The sequence below is a fragment of the Akkermansia sp. 54_46 genome (assembly GCF_001917295.1).
Taxonomy (GTDB): domain Bacteria; phylum Verrucomicrobiota; class Verrucomicrobiia; order Verrucomicrobiales; family Akkermansiaceae; genus Akkermansia; species Akkermansia muciniphila.
In genome coordinates this window covers 202,145-217,657 of sequence record NZ_MNUD01000035.1, presented here as the reverse complement: position 1 = coordinate 217,657, position 15,513 = coordinate 202,145, and the positions used below count along the sequence as shown (strand labels likewise).

Sequence of the window (15,513 nt, the reverse complement as noted above, 5' to 3'; positions counted from 1 at the left end):
TTTGCCGTCCTTACGGCAGAAGGGAGAGTGTTTTTTGAATAATCCTGTCCACCGGCATGAGTTTTCCCGCGCCTTCCGCTCCGCAGGCCAGAATTCCGGATTCACTGGGGCCGAGGATGTAATGGTCCTTCCTTTGCTTCAGAACGGCCGCGTTTTGCTGCGTGGCCGCATGTTCCCACATGTGGACGTTCATAGCCGGGCAAATAAGCACCGGAGACTGGCAAGCCAGGTAGAGGGAGCTGAGCATGTCCGGAGCGAAGCCATGGGCGAAATTGGCCATGGTGTTTGCCGTGGCTGGGGCTATAAGCAGAAGATCCGCCCGTTGGGCCAGTTGGATGTGCGGGGGAACCCAGTCCGTCTTTTCATCCTCAAAGGAGGAAAAGACAGGGTTGCGGGAAATCGTGTGCAGGGTGAGGGGGGTGACGAATTCAAGGGCCTTGGCTGTGCAGACGCAGTGCACTTCATGACCGTGTTTGACCAGGGCGGAAGCGATATCCGCCGCCTTGTATGCGGCAATGGAGCCGGTGACGCCCAGAATGATGCAGGCCATGAATGGGAAAAGGTCAGGCTTTGGAGGCGTTTTTGCCTTCGTCGATAAGTTTCCAGAAGTGCTTGGACTGGCTCAGGATTTCATCTTCCCCGGCAGTCGGGGAAATATTGGTGCGAAACAGGAAATCGTTCAGGCTGTTGGCGTGCAGAACGCGGTGGACGATCACTTTGCCTTCGATGACTTCAAAGTAGATGCGGTAATCTTTGGCGACGTAGCGATAAAGAATTTTACCATCCTTTTCCATCTTGCCGAAACGGGCGTCATCCAGGGTCTGGAGGGTGGATTCTGAGACTTGGAAGTCTCCGAGCAGATCCAGCTGTTCCAGAGTGGGGATGCTGGATACTTCCGCAGCGCTGATTTTATTGAAGACGATTTGAAGCACGCCCTTTTTTAAGTGCGCCGGCGGGCGAGTTCAAGCCTGAAAGAAGGTTCTGGGCGATTTTGAGCGGGAGCCGTCCGGAGCCCCGGCATTTATTTGGAGCCCGGATTTGGATTAACGGGGATCCTGCGTGGGGAGGATTCCCTTGCTTGTCACCACCTGGGTGCCGCGGATGACTTCGATAGACAGAGGTTTGTCTCCCGTCAGGTAATAAGTGGCGTCCAACATGTCTCCGTAGTTGCGGATGGGCGTGTCGTTGATGTTGATGAGGATGTCTCCGGTCTGGATTCCCGCCCGTGCAAGAGGACCTCCGTTGATAAGGCCCTCAATGACGGGGGTTGAGGAGTTGATGTCCAGCAGGCAACCCAGGCGCACTCTTTTGGCTTCCGGATGGGTTGCCAGGAAGGAGATGGCCCGGGCGGGCAGCAGGTGGCAGGTCCCTTTGCGGGAAACGCCCAGAACAATGCCGACCAGACGGTTTTCAGAGTCGTAGCATGGTTGGCCGATGGGGGGGACTGCCAGCTTGGGGAACTGGGCGCGGATGAGCCGCAGGGGGAAACTGGTTTCCCCGATGGAATGTTCCATGCCCACGTAAATTCCCTGCGTGGTCTCATTTTTGCTGCTGGCAAAGGACAGCTTGTCGCCGCGTTTAAGAATGCCGGAAGGGGTCAGGTCTGCCTGCCCGTCGTATATACGGGCTGGATCCACCTTAAAGATTGTCAGGCCTGTGAGCTTTTCCTGGGCCCAAACCTGAAGGGGCGGGGTACTTTTGTCCCCGAGATGGTAAGTCACGCCTCCGTTTTTTAAAACCCGGTAGGGAATCAAGGAGGCCAGCATGTCTTTACCGATTTGCGCCGCCATGGTCGCATACGGCGCTCCTTCCGCCTGGGGGAGGATGGCTTCTACCTTAAAAGGGACAGGCACGGCCGTTGCCTGGCAAATCAGGCCTGCAACGGCTATGCCCGTCAATATCGGAGCCAGGTCCATCATGGATTGTTACATCTCAATGAGAACGCGGGATACCGGTTTTTTATCGGCATGGGAATCAGGTTTCAGCTGGTTGTCTTTGGCCGATGTTTCATATGAAGAGTCTCCCGTGGTGAATTCAGGTTTTTCCGTGGGAGCAACTTCGGTTGAGGTTCGTTCAATAGTTTCCTTACTTACGGGAACGGCTTTTTCCGTCAGGAGTATTTCTTCCTTATCCTTGGTGGAGGATACGTAAGATTCAGAAGGTTCATCCATGTTTCCGGATGCGATAATAACGCCTACCGCAGCTAATGTCACGATGGACATGGAAGCATAGACCCACTGCCAACCACGAAAGTTCTGCAGATAATTGTCCAGGCGTTCGAGCAGCAATTTCCAAGCAGAGTGGGCAGCCTGATCGGTTTCCTTTCTGAGATGAAAATTGCGGAGGAAATCTTCCTCGAAGGTGTCATGGTAACAGGCTTCCTTGCGGAAAGATGCCAGCATGGCCGCCAGAGTTTCCTCTTTATGATCTGTGGATTGTTTATCCATCGTCGTTGATGTTAAGTATAATAGAAGTTAGAATGTGTCAGTCCCGAATTTGGAACTATGCGTTTGACATGGCGGCGGGAATTGACGTTCAATATTTTTTTCCCTGATTAACTTAGATATTCCGCCAGCAGCCCCTGGAGTTCCTTGTGGGCATAGTGCAGACGTGATCTGAGCGTTCCTTCAGAGATACCGAGAAGGGCGGATATTTCCGTATGGTTGAGCCCTTTTACGTCATGAAGAACAACGACTTCCCTGTGTTTAGTGGAAAGTTTCTTCAATGCTTCGTTGATTTTGAGCTGCAATTCATTCAAATGGGTACGGCGTTCCGGGTCCGCCCCGTCCGTTTCATCCGCCATGTTCATGTCCTTTTCCGTATGGTCGCCGTACTCGTCGTCGTCCAGACTGTAGGTCATTCTGCGGTTGCGTTTTTTCAGGAAGTTTCTGGCGTGGTTGACGGCAATGGAGTGCAGCCATGTGTAAAAGGCGCTTTGTCCATTAAAGTAGCGCAAGGCCCGGTAGGCTTTGGAGAACGCTTCCTGGGCGATGTCATAGGCATCGTCGTAGTTGTCCGTCATCTGGTACAGGGTAGCATGGAGTTTGCGGCTGTGGCGAATGACAAGTTCGTCAAAAGCCCGCGAATCTCCTTCCCGTGCCCTGGCGACCAGTTCGGGGTCTTCCAAGGTCGTGTATGAAATGGGTGCCGACATGTTGTCGGCAGAATACCCAAAAAAAGGGAGCCGCTACAAGGGCAAATCGTATGCACGGCCCCCTTTACCCTCAAACCAGCGCATGTATGCCACATTAACTGTGGTGTATCCGCCCGGAGTTGGGTAATCTCCGGTGAAATACCAGTCGCCGCAGGGGCCTTCTATGGATTCATGGAGGTTTTCGATGGTCTGGAAAATGACTTCCACGGGGCACGGAGCGTCATGCGGAGTGACCAGGCGGGTGATTTCCCGGGAGATTTCAGCCTCAGTCAACCCTTCGTAAATAGCCTTCACGCAATTGCGCCGTTCTTCCTTGGGCTTGGCCAGTTCTTCCCTGCATGCCTTGTATACTTCTTCCAGCAGACGGGCCTGTCCGTGCTGCTTGATCAGGGAGACGGCCGCCTGGAAGGCAATGAAGTTGCCCAGCTCGGACATGTCAATGCCGTAGCAGTCCGGGTACCGGATTTGCGGGGCAGTAGATGCAATGACTATTTTCCGGGGATTGGTGCGGCCCAGGATGCGGAGGATGGACCTTCTCAGCGTAGTGCCGCGGACAATGGAGTCGTCAATGGCGACGAGTACATCTTCCGGCCCTACGGCGCCGTAAGTGAGGTCATATACGTGGGAAACCAGCTGCGCACGGCTTTTTTCCTGCGTGATGAACGTGCGCATTTTGATATCCTTGTGGGCGATTTTTTCACCGCGCGGCCAGCGTTTCAGGATAGCGCTGTCCAGCATGTTTTCATCCAGGGTGCCGTTTCTCAGGGCCTCCAGGAGCTGGGCATGCACGCGCTTGCGGCGGTAGACGCGCAAGCCTTCCAGCAGGCCGTAGTAGGCGGTTTCCGCCGTGTTGGGAATGTAGGTGATAGCGGATTTGTCAAAACGGTCTTCAAGAGAATCCACGATTTGGGGGGTCAACGCCGCGCCGAGCGCTTTGCGTTCCCGGTAAACGATAGGATCGTTCCCGCGGGAGAAGTAAATTTTTTCAAAGGAGCAGGGAGCCGGTTTCAGAGGGGTGGTAAATTCCGTAATGGCATGTGTCCCGTCTGCTTTGATGGAGAGCATATTGGCCGGCGGAAGTTCTTGAACCTGTTCGCTTTCCACTTCAAAGACGGTCATCAGGGGAACGCGTTCGGAAGCCACGGCAATGAATTCATCCGTAATCAGGTAGTGGCATGGGCGGATGCCGTGCGGATCCCGCAGGCAGAAGTAGTCCCCGTTGCCGATGGCTCCCATGATGGCATATCCGCCGTCCCATTGCTTGGCGGAGTTATGGATGATTTCCTGAATGTTAAGCCGGGAGGAAATGGCATGGGGAATTTCCGGGCCGGGCATGCCGCTGTCCCGCAAGGCGCGGTAGAGGTCCGTATGGGCTTCATCCAGGTGATACCCTATTTCTTCAAGGACAGTCTGCGTGTCCGTTCCGAAGACGGGGTGCTGGCCGCGTTCAATCATTCGCTGGTTCAATTCCGGCGTATTGGTCATGTTGAAGTTGCCCAGAACCATCAGGGTGCGGGTCGGCCAGTTGGTGCGGCGCAGGTAGGGGTGGCAGGAACCTTCGTCAAAGAGGCCGGAGGTGCCGTAGCGGAGATGCCCCATCAGGATTTCCCCGCCGTAGTCGAAGTTGTTTTTGATGTCTGCCGCATCCTTCAGGTTGACCAGGCCGCGGCGAACTTTTTTATTGAGCTTCTTGATTTGCCCGTTGAAGATGCTCGTAAGGGCGTCTTTGCTGGCGTCCCGGGTGCGGAACAGATAAGGCTGCCCCAGGGGCATGTTCAGCTTGACGCAGCCTATGCCCGCGCCGTCCTGTCCGCGGTTGTACTGCTTTTCCATCAGGATGAGCAGTTTGTTGAACGCCCAGAGGGTGGAGCCGTATTTATCCTGAAAATAAGAGAGAGGCTTAAGCAGACGAATGGCGGCTACGCCGCACTCGTGTTTAAGAAAATCGCTCATGGGATGATGATGAAAAGATTGTCCTGTAAGTGTGGCGTATCCGTTGCAAGGAGATGGTGTTTTTATTCGCCCTGTACTTTGACATGAATGCCGCGGCCTTCTCTCAGCGTGCCGATGACCGTGCCGCCCGGACCTGCCTTCAATGCGGCTTCCGCATCTTCAGGTCTCACGATAGCTACCCAGCCAATGCCCATGTTAAAGGTGTTGAAGCGGTCCTGCGGATCCACATGCTTCAGGATTTTCTGGGCTGCAGTGTTGTCCCAATAGGGAATGGAGAGGTCTGCGCCGTAGTCGCCCAGGAAGCGTTCCAGGTTTTCCGGGAGGCCTCCCCCCGTGATATGGGCGTATGCCTTCGGGGTGACATTGAAGCGGCGCATATCTGCCACCACGTCATGGTACAAGCGGGTGGGCTGAAGAAGGGAACGGAGTTCCTCTTCATCAACTACATCCGGATTTTCTTCCAGAATGCGGCGGATGAGGCTCCAGCCGTTGGCATGGAAGCTGTCGGATTTGTAGCCGATGAATACGTCTCCGGGCCGGACGGTTTTCGGATCAATCAGTTTGCTTTTTTCACAACAGCCGATGCAGAAGCCGGAGAGTTCCACGATGGATTCCGGCACCACACCGGGCATTTCTGCCGTTTCCCCTCCGGCCAGGATGCAGTTGCAGGATTCCAGGTAGTCGCACATGCCGGCCACCAGGCGGGTGATGCGGGAGCGTTCCCGTTCCAGATTGGAGATGCCCAGATAATCCAGGAAAAGGAGCGGGGCGCCGCCCGTGGTAAGAATGTCGTTGACGTTCATGGCCACCAGGTCTTTGCCGGCGGTTTCCACCATGTCCAGTTCAAAGAGAATTTCCGTCTTGGTGCCTACGCCGTCGCACCCGGTGACGATGACCGGTTCCTTGTAGGAACTCAAATCATAGGCAGCGGCGAAAAGGCCAAAGGCCTGGTGAAGGGATCTCTGTTTTTGCGTTCTTTTAACGTGAGAGCTGATGTCGGATACAAAAGCGGCTGCTTCTTTGGTATCGACCCCCGATTGCTTGTAGGTTAGTTTGCCGGACATTGAACGGATGAACTGGGTGTACCAGCATCCTAGAGGAAGGCTCCCTCCGCGGCGAGTGAAAAAAGAAGTATTTTTGCCATAGACCGCGCGGGAGGAGCTGTTTTCATTCCACTTCTATCTTGCAGTCGCGCCGGAGCCACCAGGCATCCAGGGAGAATTTGCCCGGTCCCGTATAGAAGATGGTCAGATAGATCAGCAGGTAGATGGCCGCAAGTTCCTGCGCTCCCCAGCCGGAAAGCCCAAGGACAAGAAAGAGCGCTACACACATGTTAATAATCAGGATAAGGGCGGCCAGACGGGTGAGGAATCCCAGCAAGAGGAGGACGGAACATCCGAATTCCGCGCCTACGCACAGCAGCAGGGACAGAAAATTGCCGATTCCCAGAGGATCCTGGAACGCCGCCCAGTTTCCGCTGATAAGCATGCCCAGTTTGGGAATGCCATGCACGAGCATCATGACTGCTACGCCCAGGCGCAGCAACAGAACGCCGAAGTCCATGCTGGTGTTGGTGGCCAGGGGGCCAAGCAGACGGCATGCGGATGATTTGCTTTTATTCTGTTCCATGCACTGTAGACCGTTTTGGAGACAGAAATGCTCAATTAAAACAGGATAGAAATGAGTTTCCGGGATAGCGGGGAAACTGCCTGTGACGCAGTCATGCCGCCTGCCGCGGGTGTGTGCGGGCGGAATAGCGTGTGCCGGGCTTATGGGAACATGCAGGAGTTCCGCATGTTCCCATAAACGGTTCTGGAAGTTTTTAATATTTTTTCGCAGGAATGAGGCGGAAAGCTGCAGGGGATTGGGCGGACTTGATTTGCAGGGGCTTGGTCGGGTCTTTTTGAGTTTCCGGGCCAATGGCGATGATAAGCCTGTCCTTGGGATGAATGACGGTGGAGTTTTCAAAGATGAGCGTATTGGTTCCGTCCGTCAGTTTCCATCCATCCAAAAGGATGCCGGAGTTGCCTGGGTTGTTGATAATCACGTTGCCGGTGCCCGGTTCCAATCTGGGGGCGGGCTGCTTAAGCCTGAGGCTTTTTGCCAGCTTGGCAAAGGTGATTTCCGCAATGCGCCGTGCGCCCTGTTCCGTAGGGTGCAACCCGTCAACGTACCATTCCGGATGGTCGGAGAGCGGGTGCAGCGCGTCAAAGAGACTGACTTTGTACTTGCGCGCTACGGCGGCAATCAGTTTTTCTGCTTCCGGGCGGTTGGCGGATGAGCCGTTGTCCGAGCCTGCATATTTACGTACGTCCGGATAGCAGTTGCCGGGAAATGCCTTCTTGTTGAGCGGGCCGCGGTAGTCCGGCCCCAGCAGCCCCCAGGCAAAGAACCGTGTTTTGGGATTGGCGTTTTTCCATGCATGAAGCAGAGCGTCATAGCCTTTGGAGAACAGTTCGGGGTTCCACCAGCGGCCCGTGTCGTTGATGCCAAGGTTGCAGATATAAATATCCGCCTTGAATTCCAGGGCTTGCTTGTGTTCCCTGGTGCTGCCGTACCAGCGTCCTGCCTGGCCCGGGTAGTCGCCTGCCGTTTTTCCGGGATTGCCGAAGCCTCTGACGTCAAAGTCCGGCCCCATGAGTGTGGCGAGCACTTGCGGATACCGGGTTTCTCCGGGTTTAAGGCCGGTGCCGAAGGTGATACTGTCCCCCACGCAGGCTACTTTGGCGGGAGCAGCTTGTGCCGCAATGCCCAGTGAGAGTGTGGCTGTCAGAGAAGCGAGGATAAGATGAAGGTTCATGGAGTGATGGTGTGGTAAAAGTTATTTTTTCAGAACAGGTTCGTCCGTCCGGAAGGGACGGGCGGGGAGCTGGTTGCCGTTGACCAGGTTGGGGGTCACGAAACGGTTCCAGCAATACCGGGCGTGTTTGGGGGATTTTACTTCCGGTGATGAGAGGCGGATAACGGCTGTGTTGCCTTTCCTGTTTATGATTTCCGCTGCGGCGGGATGATAAGTTCCGTCCGTCCCGGCAATTTCAAACTGGGCCGGTTCTTTGCCGTCCGTGGTGGTCAGTCCGGCAGCTTGATCCAGTTGAACCAGGATGTTGGAACCGGAAGGTTTGAAGGCCTTGAGGGCAGGGCCTTCACAGGGGATCTTTTTACCGTAAACCTTGTTCAGGGCAGTATTTCCTGCACGTTCCCCCACAGGGCGCTTGAATGGAGGATGAACGTCGGAATTGGTGGAGCCAAGATCAATGGTGTTGACGCTGTAAACTTTTGGAACGGTTTTGGCCACGGCGTCCTGCATTTCTCGGAATTCCGGCCATCCGGCACGGATTTTTGACGGGTCGTTGATGCGGGGGAGCTGGATCATGACGAAAGGCATTTCCGGGTTACGGAAAGCTTTTCTCCAGGAGGAGATCATGGTTTTCAGCAGCATGCTGTTTTGGGCATTGTCAATGATCTCCGCATCGGATTCGCCCTGATACCAGATGACGCCCGTGATGGGGAGGGCCGTTGTCCATGCAATGCCGGATTCGTAAAGGAACGCCGGCTTGTAGGGATGGTCCGGAGAGCCCTGGTTCAGACGCGGAGAGATGTTTTTCCTGGCCCGTCCCCTCACCCAGTCGGAGATAAGGGGGGAGTCCAGCCAGTGATTGCCGCGCAGGGTGCGGAAGCTGTTGTTGGCATTAATGACCTGCCGGGGGATCCACGCTGCGATTTCCGAGCCTCCCAGGGAGGAGTGGATGATGCCTACCGGAATGCCCAGCCCTTCGCGGAGTTTTTTCCCGAAGTAGTAGCCCACGGCAGTCATTGGCCCTGAGGTGGCGGGAGAGCTGGCGGCCCATTGCCCTTTATAGAAGTTGTCCGTGGTGACGGCGTCAAAGTCTTTCGCGGAGTAGGGGGCATTGTTGGTGTGGGCTTGCGGAACGTTGTTGAGCAGACGGAGCTGGTCGTCTCCGGAAGCCGCTATGTCTTCTTTGGCCGTCGTGGTCTGGTTCAGACGGAACAGCATGTTGGATTGGCCGGAAGCCAGCCATACTTCCCCCACGAGCACATCTTCCAATTTGGCGGAGTCCCCGTTTTGCACGGCCGCCAGCGTCTGGCCTGTGGCGCAGGGAGGCATGGGGGGCAGCGTGACGCTCCATTTCCCCTTGGAGTCGGTTTTTGTTTTCAGGGCAGTGTTTCCAAAAGTGACGGTTATTTCCCTGTTGGGGGCGGCCGTACCGGAAACGGGAATGTTTTTCCCGTGGGGAAGTACCATATGGGAACCGAAGACCCGGTCGAACCGGGGCGTGTCCGCCCACGCCGCATGAAGGGCGATGGCGGCAGCCAGGATGCATGAAGTATGGAGGCGCATGGTTTGGGGGTTATTTGAGAAGGAGTTCATCCCGCGAGAGGCCGGTCAGCCTGCCGAGCCGTTTAATCAGGCGGGTCATGATGAAGACAAGGGCTGCCAGGATGGGGATTCCGATGATCAGGAAGCCCCACCATGTGATGCTGCCGATGGCGGCGTTGTAGGCCACTTGCTGTTCCGCTTCCGGCTGTTGTATGACGGAAGACATGAAAGAGAGGCTCAGGAAGAAATTGCCGATGGAGGAGGCAACCAGTGTGCCCGCCAGAATCCAGGACGAGTTTGCCAGCAGTTTCTGATAAGCCCGTTCCTCGCCGTTGGCGGCCACCGTTTGTTCTATCCTGCGCACGTCGAATAATTCCGGCGTGTAGATAAACATGTTGAGAAGGGGCGTGCCGGCGGACCGGGAGACGACGACCGCCGCCCCCAGGATAAGGGGGATCAGGGCTTCTTTTCCGGCGAACAGCCAGGGTGTGGCGCTGTGGATGCGCCCTTCCGGCCCGATGACGAAGATGCTAATGACGCCCGTCAGCAGCACGCCGGCCATGCCTACGCCGGACATCAGGTCAAATTTCCTGGAGACGGCCAGGGAACGGATGCCATAGACGAGGGGGAGGGAAAGGGCGATGACGAGAGACCATACCGGGCCGATATGCCAGAAACTTTCTCCCTCCGGACGTTCCAAGGGATTGGCGGGGCCTGCGCTGCAGTAGTCCAGAATCAGTACCGGGAGGAGGATGTTGATGAAAATTCCCAGCAGGGAGGACTGTGATTTGTTTGGCGTTTTATCCATGAATTCGGAGGGAAATATTTGTACCATATGCGAATGCGCCCCTGCAAGTTGCAACCCCGTGTGTGACAGTAAAGACCAGAAGCGGGGAGAGCCGTTTTTTTATTCGCAGGCGGCTTTGCGGAAATCGTGGCATCTACGGTATCTTCCGTTCTTTTGGCTGGACACGGGAGGGAATAATGTTCAGCTTCTCCCGTGACTCTGACAGATCATTTTTCCCCCATGACTCAAACATCTTCTTTTTCGGCTCTTGGTATTTCACCGGAGATTCTGGAGGCTATCGAAGTGCTCGGCTTCGATACTCCTTCCTCCATTCAGGAGCAGGCGATTCCCGCCGCGATCGGAGGGGCCGATATTGTGGGGTTGTCCCATACGGGCTCCGGGAAGACGCTTGCCTTTGCCATTCCGGCCCTGGAGTGCATTGATCCTGAGGAACGCTGCGTTCAGGTGCTGGCCCTCTGTCCTACTCGGGAACTGGCCGTTCAGATTTGCCGGGAGGTGGACAAGCTGGCTTTGTTCATGGACGGTGTTTCCGCCGTCCCCATTTACGGAGGCTCTTCTTTCCGTCCGCAACTGGACGCCCTGAGGCGCGGGGTACAGTTTGTGGTGGGAACGCCCGGACGCGTCATGGACCTGATGGAGTCCGGGGCGCTAAGGCTGGACGGTCTCCGCATGTTGATTCTGGATGAAGCGGACGAGATGCTGGATATGGGGTTTCTGGAAGATATCGAACGTATCGCGGACGCTATGCCGGAAGCGAAGCAGACCCTGTTTTTCTCCGCTACCATGTCTCCGGAAATCAGCCGCCTGGTGAGCAGGTTCATGAAGGAGCCCGTCCAGATTTCCATTGAACGGCCTACGCTGACGGTGCCTACCATTGAACAGGTTTATTACGAAGTGGTGTTTTCCTCCCGGATTGAGGTGCTCAGCCGGCTGCTTGACACCGGAAAGATTAAAATGGGGCTGGTGTTCGCCAATACCAAAAAGGTGGTGGATGACGTGGTGGACGGTCTGACGGCCCGCGGTTATCCGGTGGATCGCCTTCATGGGGATATGCCCCAGATGATGAGGGAGCGCGTGATGGATTCCTTCCGCAAGGGGAGCCTGCGCCTTCTGGTGGCGACGGATATTGCCGCTCGCGGCCTGGATGTGGACGATGTGGATGCCGTGGTGAATTTTGAATTGCCGCGTGATCCGGAGGATTACGTGCACCGCATCGGCCGCACGGCACGCGCCGGCCGCAAGGGGAAGGCCATCACTTTTGTGGGGCGCCGTGATTTTTCCCTGATGAGCCGCATTGAACGTTTCATCGGCGTTAAGTTGACTCCGGAACCTGTGTTGACTGCCGTTCAGGTGGACCAGCTCCGGACAGAGTCCCTGGTGGATGATATCCTGGAACGTCTCAAGCCGGATGCCGTGCTGCCGGAGGAATTGAAGGAAGTGGAGGCTGCGCCGGAGGCCATGGCTGCGGCCCTGTTTGACTTGCTCCGGGAACGTACGCACCGGGAAGTGCAGCCCATTCCGGAAGACAAGCCCGCCCGCAGGGCGCGGCGTATGCCGCAGACCGGGGAGGAGGCGGAGAGCCCGCAGAAGGGTGATTCCTGGCAGCATAAGGGGGATACGGTTACGCTGTTTATGAATGGAGGCCGGATGATTGGCTTGCGGCCCAAAGACATAGCCGGGTTATTTTACAATACGGTGGAAATGGAAAAGGGAGCCGTGGGCGATATCCGGATTTTCCCCAAGCATTCCCTGATAGAAGTGGACGCTTCCGTGGCGCCCCTGCTTCTGGAGGCCCTGGCGACGGCTACCGTCTGCGGCTATGAAGTTAATGTCCGTGAAGACAAGGGGGCTCCGGAATATTCCGGAACTCCGCGCTCTTCCCGCCGTAATGGAGGATTCCGCAACAGTTACCGCGGAGAGCGGGACCGCAGTGACCGGAGCGGATTCAGGGGAAACCGCGGGGGCTTCCGCAGTGACCGCGGCGAACGCTGGGGCGAACGTTCCCGCAGGGACGACAGGAAGAAGCGTTTCTGATGCCTTCGCTATTCCGGACAGGGTTATTAACGCTGTTCCGGAATTGGCGCGGACATTTTGGAACGTTCCGGTTCATGATTGCTGTTTCCGCCGGTTTCTGTATTTTCTGCCCGGCGGGGGGACTGCCGTTTTATTCAGGATAAAGCATGGCCGGGCGGGGCTGGTGACCGGGGCGCCGGGAATGCAGGAGGAATTTTCTCCCATTCCTGGCTTCAGCCAGAAAAGCCGCTCATTGGTGCAGTATGGCGGGTTGTAGTTGTTCCGGCTGTGAAGGCTGGTTCCCTGATGTTTTTTGCCGATAATACTGGCGATTCAATCCTCTGTGCCCTTTCCTCGTAATTTTCTTGAGGGATGAGAAAATTCATGTAAGATAACGCTTTATTTTAACGTCTTTTTTAGAGTCTATTTTCTTTGAATCATGAAGCTGGTATCTTTACTATCCGTTCTTCTGACTTCCCTGGTTCCGTGCATGGGCGCTTCCGGGCAGGCAACGAAGCCGGCTGCCCGGTCTGTCAAAACTTCAAAACCCAATGTTATTTTCATTCTGGTGGACGACATGGGCTGGGGTGATCTGGATTCCAACTGGAGCCAGCAGAAGCTGAATGGCCGGACGGTGGAGAGAAAGAACGAGTTCAAGACTCCTGCCCTGTCCGCTCTGGCTCGGGAGGGGATTCAGCTGCGCCGTCATTATTCCGCCGCTCCGGTTTGCGCTCCGGCGCGCGCCTCCCTGCTGCTGGGGGTGCACCAGGGGAATTCCCGCGTGGTGAGAAACAACCGTTTCGACCAGCCTATTGAAGATTCCCATACGCTGGGTACCGTGATGCGCGATGCCGGGTATGATACTGCTGCCATTGGCAAATGGGGTGTAGGCGGCGGAGGCCAGAGCCATGTGCCCATGACCGCCGGCCCCCATCAGCGGGGATTCAATTATTTTTACGGTATCCTGGACCATTTGGCAGGGCATTTTCACTATCCTTCCGAATCCCGTGACGTTTTCGAATACAACGGTTACGCTTCCAATCCCGAGTGGAAAAATATCAAGGACCAGGTGCCCCAGACGGCTTATTCCACGGATTTATTTGCCGCCCGCGCCAAGCAGTGGATTGTGGACCAGCGCAAGTCCGCCCGCAAGACCGGAAAGCCGTTTTTCCTGTACCTGGCTTTTCCGGCGCCCCACGGCAATCTGGTGGTTCCGGGGGTTCCCTATCCTTCCGGCGGCGGATTGAAAGGAGGCCTGCAATGGGTAAAGAAGGAAGGCACGGAATCCGTGAATACGGCTTTTGACGCCAAGGCGGAAAAGAATAAGGATACCTATATTCATCCGGACAATTCCCGTTTCCCGAATGATGTGGCCAAACGTCATTCCACCATGATCCGCCGCGTGGACGATGCCGTGGCTGATTTGATCCGTCTGCTGAAAGATTTGAAGATTGACGATAATACGATGATCGTTTTCTCGTCCGACAATGGCCCCCACAATGAGGGCGGCTCCGACTCCAGGCACTGGCACGGAGCGCAAAATCCGCAGTTTTTCAAGAGTTATGGCATGATGGACGGCATTAAGCGCGATTGCTGGGAAGGAGGCATGCGCGTGCCTACGCTGGTACGCTGGCCCGCCCGCATTCCCAAAGGGCAGATCAGCCTGCATCCTGGACAGTTCCATGACTGGCTGGCTACGCTGGCGGATGTCGCCGGGGTGCCGGTTCCAGCCCGCAGTGACGGCGTTTCCCTGCTGCCGACGCTGACCGGTCATGCGGACCAGCAGAAGCCCGGCATTGTTTATGCCGAATATAATTTCGCCGGCAAAACGCCGGAGTATAAGGATTTCCTGGGCGAACACAAGGGAGCGCAGCGAGGCCAGCAGCAGATTGTTTTTGTGGATGGATTGAAAGGCTTGCGCATGGGGGTGAAGGATGCGGACAAGGATTTCATGATTTTTGATACTTTGAATGATCCGCAGGAAAGCAAAGATCTCGCATCCTCCAAGCCGGAACTTCAGGCCCGCATGAAAGCCGTCGCTTTGTCCAATCGCCGGGCTTCCCTTCCTTCCAAAACAGTGTTTGATTCTGCGCTGGTGCCTGCCGTGGATGTGAAGGGAACCGTTTCTCCCGGGTTGCGATGGGCCTTGTATGAGGGGGATTTTCCCTGGGTACCGGATTTCCGCCAGTGGAAGAAGCCTGCTTCCGCCCATGGCGTGACGCCTTCCCCATCCGTGAAAATGAACGGTTCGGACAAGCGCGGTGTGGAGCTGACGGGATATGTGAAGATTCCAGAGGACGGAGCATATACGTTTTATCTGACCACGGATGAAAATAAGGGCAGCAAGGCTTTTGTCCGGCTGCACGGCATGGAATTGATTGACGCGGACAAAACTTATGAGCCGGGGGCCGAGGTCTCCTCCGATCTGGGTGACCGGAAGAATCCCGTTTATTTGAAAGCCGGACTTCATCCCATTCGCATTGGCTATGTGGGGAACTCCGGTACTGCCTCCAAACTGGTTTTGAAGTGGGAAGGTCCCGGTTTGTCCAAGAAGGAGATTCCCGCCTCCGCCTTCAGCCACGGGAAGGAATCCAGGTAAGCGTCCCCATGAGCGATCTGTACGAGTATCAGGCAATTGACGGTTCTTCCAAAGGCCCGGTTGACCTGGTGCTTTTGCTGCGGGCCCGTAACCTCGGCCGCCTGTCCAACCGGACTTTGGTCCGGAAGGTTCCCGGCGGAGACTGGAGGCCTCTGGCCTCTTTTATCCCCTCCATGACTGTTATGGATGATGATGGGGAGCCCTCCGTTCTGCCGGATCCCGGTTCAGAGCCTGGAGGCGCCGACTCCGGCTGGAGCAGGAAGAAGTACTGGATACGCGTCATCAAGGCATGGTGCCGTTTTGAGGGCCGTGCCGGGAAAGGGGAGCTGCACGAGGTTTTTTCCAGAGTGGGGGTTGCGTGGCTGGCCGTGGCGGGAGTCCCCTCTTTTGCGGAATGCGGTTTTTTCCCGTCCCTGGTTCCGTGGGTTGAGCTGGTTTCCCCTCTGCTGTACGTGGTGCTCGCCGTGCTGTCTATTCCGCTGGCGGCTACCATGGTCCGGCGTCTGCATGATGTCGGGAGGAGCGGCTTTTTCCTGGTTTTTCTGGCCGTTCCCTTCATAGGGTGGCTGCTGTTGTGGTATTTATCCCATGGGGAAAGCCGGATTGGAGAAAATAAGTACGGAGATCCCCCTTGGAATTAAGAGGTG

Annotated in this window: 14 protein-coding genes; 3 read left to right on the top strand and 11 right to left on the bottom strand. The window is 56.0% G+C overall.

What is annotated here, in order from left to right; all coding sequences use genetic code 11:
- Positions 1-10: 10 nt before the first annotated feature.
- From BHW66_RS10285 to BHW66_RS10235, 11 genes are all read right to left on the bottom strand, one after another.
- Positions 11-550 (bottom strand): flavoprotein, encoded by a 540-nt coding sequence (locus BHW66_RS10285; RefSeq protein ID WP_046437990.1) that lies wholly within the window; start codon positions 548-550, stop codon positions 11-13.
- 13 nt (positions 551-563) lie between these two features.
- The gene (locus BHW66_RS10280) at positions 564-932 is read right to left on the bottom strand and encodes a hypothetical protein (protein WP_012419515.1); all 369 of its coding nucleotides are present in this window, start codon (positions 930-932) and stop codon (positions 564-566) included.
- Positions 933-1,043: 111 nt separating this feature from the next.
- Positions 1,044-1,919, bottom strand: a complete 876-nt coding sequence (locus BHW66_RS10275) for a PDZ domain-containing protein (protein ID WP_046437988.1) — start codon at positions 1,917-1,919, stop codon at positions 1,044-1,046.
- Between the two features lie 6 nt (positions 1,920-1,925).
- On the bottom strand, positions 1,926-2,447 hold the full coding sequence (locus BHW66_RS10270) for a hypothetical protein (protein ID WP_046437986.1): 522 nt from the start codon (positions 2,445-2,447) through the stop codon (positions 1,926-1,928).
- A 107-nt stretch (positions 2,448-2,554) separates the two neighbouring features.
- Positions 2,555-3,154, bottom strand: a complete 600-nt coding sequence (locus BHW66_RS10265) for a sigma-70 family RNA polymerase sigma factor (protein ID WP_237970150.1) — start codon at positions 3,152-3,154, stop codon at positions 2,555-2,557.
- A gap of 33 nt (positions 3,155-3,187) precedes the next feature.
- Complete coding sequence (locus BHW66_RS10260) at positions 3,188-5,107, bottom strand: glutamine amidotransferase (protein ID WP_022198478.1); 1,920 nt, start codon at positions 5,105-5,107, stop codon at positions 3,188-3,190.
- A gap of 62 nt (positions 5,108-5,169) precedes the next feature.
- The gene (gene purM, locus BHW66_RS10255) at positions 5,170-6,171 is read right to left on the bottom strand and encodes a phosphoribosylformylglycinamidine cyclo-ligase (protein ID WP_237970149.1); all 1,002 of its coding nucleotides are present in this window, start codon (positions 6,169-6,171) and stop codon (positions 5,170-5,172) included.
- A gap of 103 nt (positions 6,172-6,274) precedes the next feature.
- The gene (locus BHW66_RS10250) at positions 6,275-6,736 is read right to left on the bottom strand and encodes a DoxX family protein (RefSeq protein ID WP_022198476.1); all 462 of its coding nucleotides are present in this window, start codon (positions 6,734-6,736) and stop codon (positions 6,275-6,277) included.
- A 193-nt stretch (positions 6,737-6,929) separates the two neighbouring features.
- Complete coding sequence (locus BHW66_RS10245; RefSeq protein WP_102739065.1) at positions 6,930-7,907, bottom strand: GDSL-type esterase/lipase family protein; 978 nt, start codon at positions 7,905-7,907, stop codon at positions 6,930-6,932.
- A 21-nt stretch (positions 7,908-7,928) separates the two neighbouring features.
- Entirely contained in the window at positions 7,929-9,497 is a 1,569-nt protein-coding gene (locus tag BHW66_RS10240) for a sialate O-acetylesterase (protein WP_286689023.1), read from the bottom strand.
- Positions 9,478-10,254, bottom strand: coding sequence for a VC0807 family protein (locus BHW66_RS10235; protein WP_286689022.1), 777 nt, complete (start codon positions 10,252-10,254; stop codon positions 9,478-9,480). Before BHW66_RS10235 ends, BHW66_RS10240 begins: the two co-directional genes overlap by 20 nt.
- A gap of 192 nt (positions 10,255-10,446) precedes the next feature.
- On the opposite strand from BHW66_RS10235, the gene BHW66_RS10230 reads away from it, so the two are divergent.
- The 3 genes from BHW66_RS10230 to BHW66_RS10220 all read left to right on the top strand — a co-directional run bounded on the left by BHW66_RS10230 (position 10,447) and on the right by BHW66_RS10220 (position 15,507).
- Positions 10,447-12,288 carry a DEAD/DEAH box helicase gene (locus BHW66_RS10230; protein WP_102759079.1) on the top strand — a complete coding sequence of 614 codons (1,842 nt, stop codon included), beginning with the start codon at positions 10,447-10,449 and terminating at the stop codon, positions 12,286-12,288.
- A gap of 418 nt (positions 12,289-12,706) precedes the next feature.
- Positions 12,707-14,866, top strand: coding sequence for a sulfatase-like hydrolase/transferase (locus tag BHW66_RS10225; RefSeq protein WP_123043978.1), 2,160 nt, complete (start codon positions 12,707-12,709; stop codon positions 14,864-14,866).
- Positions 14,867-14,874: 8 nt separating this feature from the next.
- On the top strand, positions 14,875-15,507 hold the full coding sequence (locus tag BHW66_RS10220) for a DUF805 domain-containing protein (protein WP_022198470.1): 633 nt from the start codon (positions 14,875-14,877) through the stop codon (positions 15,505-15,507).
- The last annotated feature ends 6 nt before the right edge of the window (positions 15,508-15,513 follow it).

Excerpts from the sequence above, each read along its gene's own strand:
- BHW66_RS10285 (WP_046437990.1), bottom strand. The coding sequence starts at position 550 with ATGGCCTGCATCATTCTGGGCGTCACCGGCTCCATTGCCGCATACAAG.
- BHW66_RS10275 (WP_046437988.1), bottom strand. The coding sequence starts at position 1,919 with ATGATGGACCTGGCTCCGATATTGACGGGCATAGCCGTTGCAGGCCTG.
- BHW66_RS10270 (WP_046437986.1), bottom strand. The coding sequence starts at position 2,447 with ATGGATAAACAATCCACAGATCATAAAGAGGAAACTCTGGCGGCCATG.
- BHW66_RS10265 (WP_237970150.1), bottom strand. The coding sequence starts at position 3,154 with ATGTCGGCACCCATTTCATACACGACCTTGGAAGACCCCGAACTGGTC.
- BHW66_RS10260 (WP_022198478.1), bottom strand. The coding sequence starts at position 5,107 with ATGAGCGATTTTCTTAAACACGAGTGCGGCGTAGCCGCCATTCGTCTG.
- purM (WP_237970149.1), bottom strand. The coding sequence starts at position 6,171 with ATGTCCGGCAAACTAACCTACAAGCAATCGGGGGTCGATACCAAAGAA.
- BHW66_RS10250 (WP_022198476.1), bottom strand. The coding sequence starts at position 6,736 with ATGGAACAGAATAAAAGCAAATCATCCGCATGCCGTCTGCTTGGCCCC.
- BHW66_RS10245 (WP_102739065.1), bottom strand. The coding sequence starts at position 7,907 with ATGAACCTTCATCTTATCCTCGCTTCTCTGACAGCCACACTCTCACTG.
- BHW66_RS10240 (WP_286689023.1), bottom strand. The coding sequence starts at position 9,497 with ATGAACTCCTTCTCAAATAACCCCCAAACCATGCGCCTCCATACTTCA.
- BHW66_RS10235 (WP_286689022.1), bottom strand. The coding sequence starts at position 10,254 with ATGGATAAAACGCCAAACAAATCACAGTCCTCCCTGCTGGGAATTTTC.
- BHW66_RS10225 (WP_123043978.1), top strand. The coding sequence starts at position 12,707 with ATGAAGCTGGTATCTTTACTATCCGTTCTTCTGACTTCCCTGGTTCCG.
- BHW66_RS10220 (WP_022198470.1), top strand. The coding sequence starts at position 14,875 with ATGAGCGATCTGTACGAGTATCAGGCAATTGACGGTTCTTCCAAAGGC.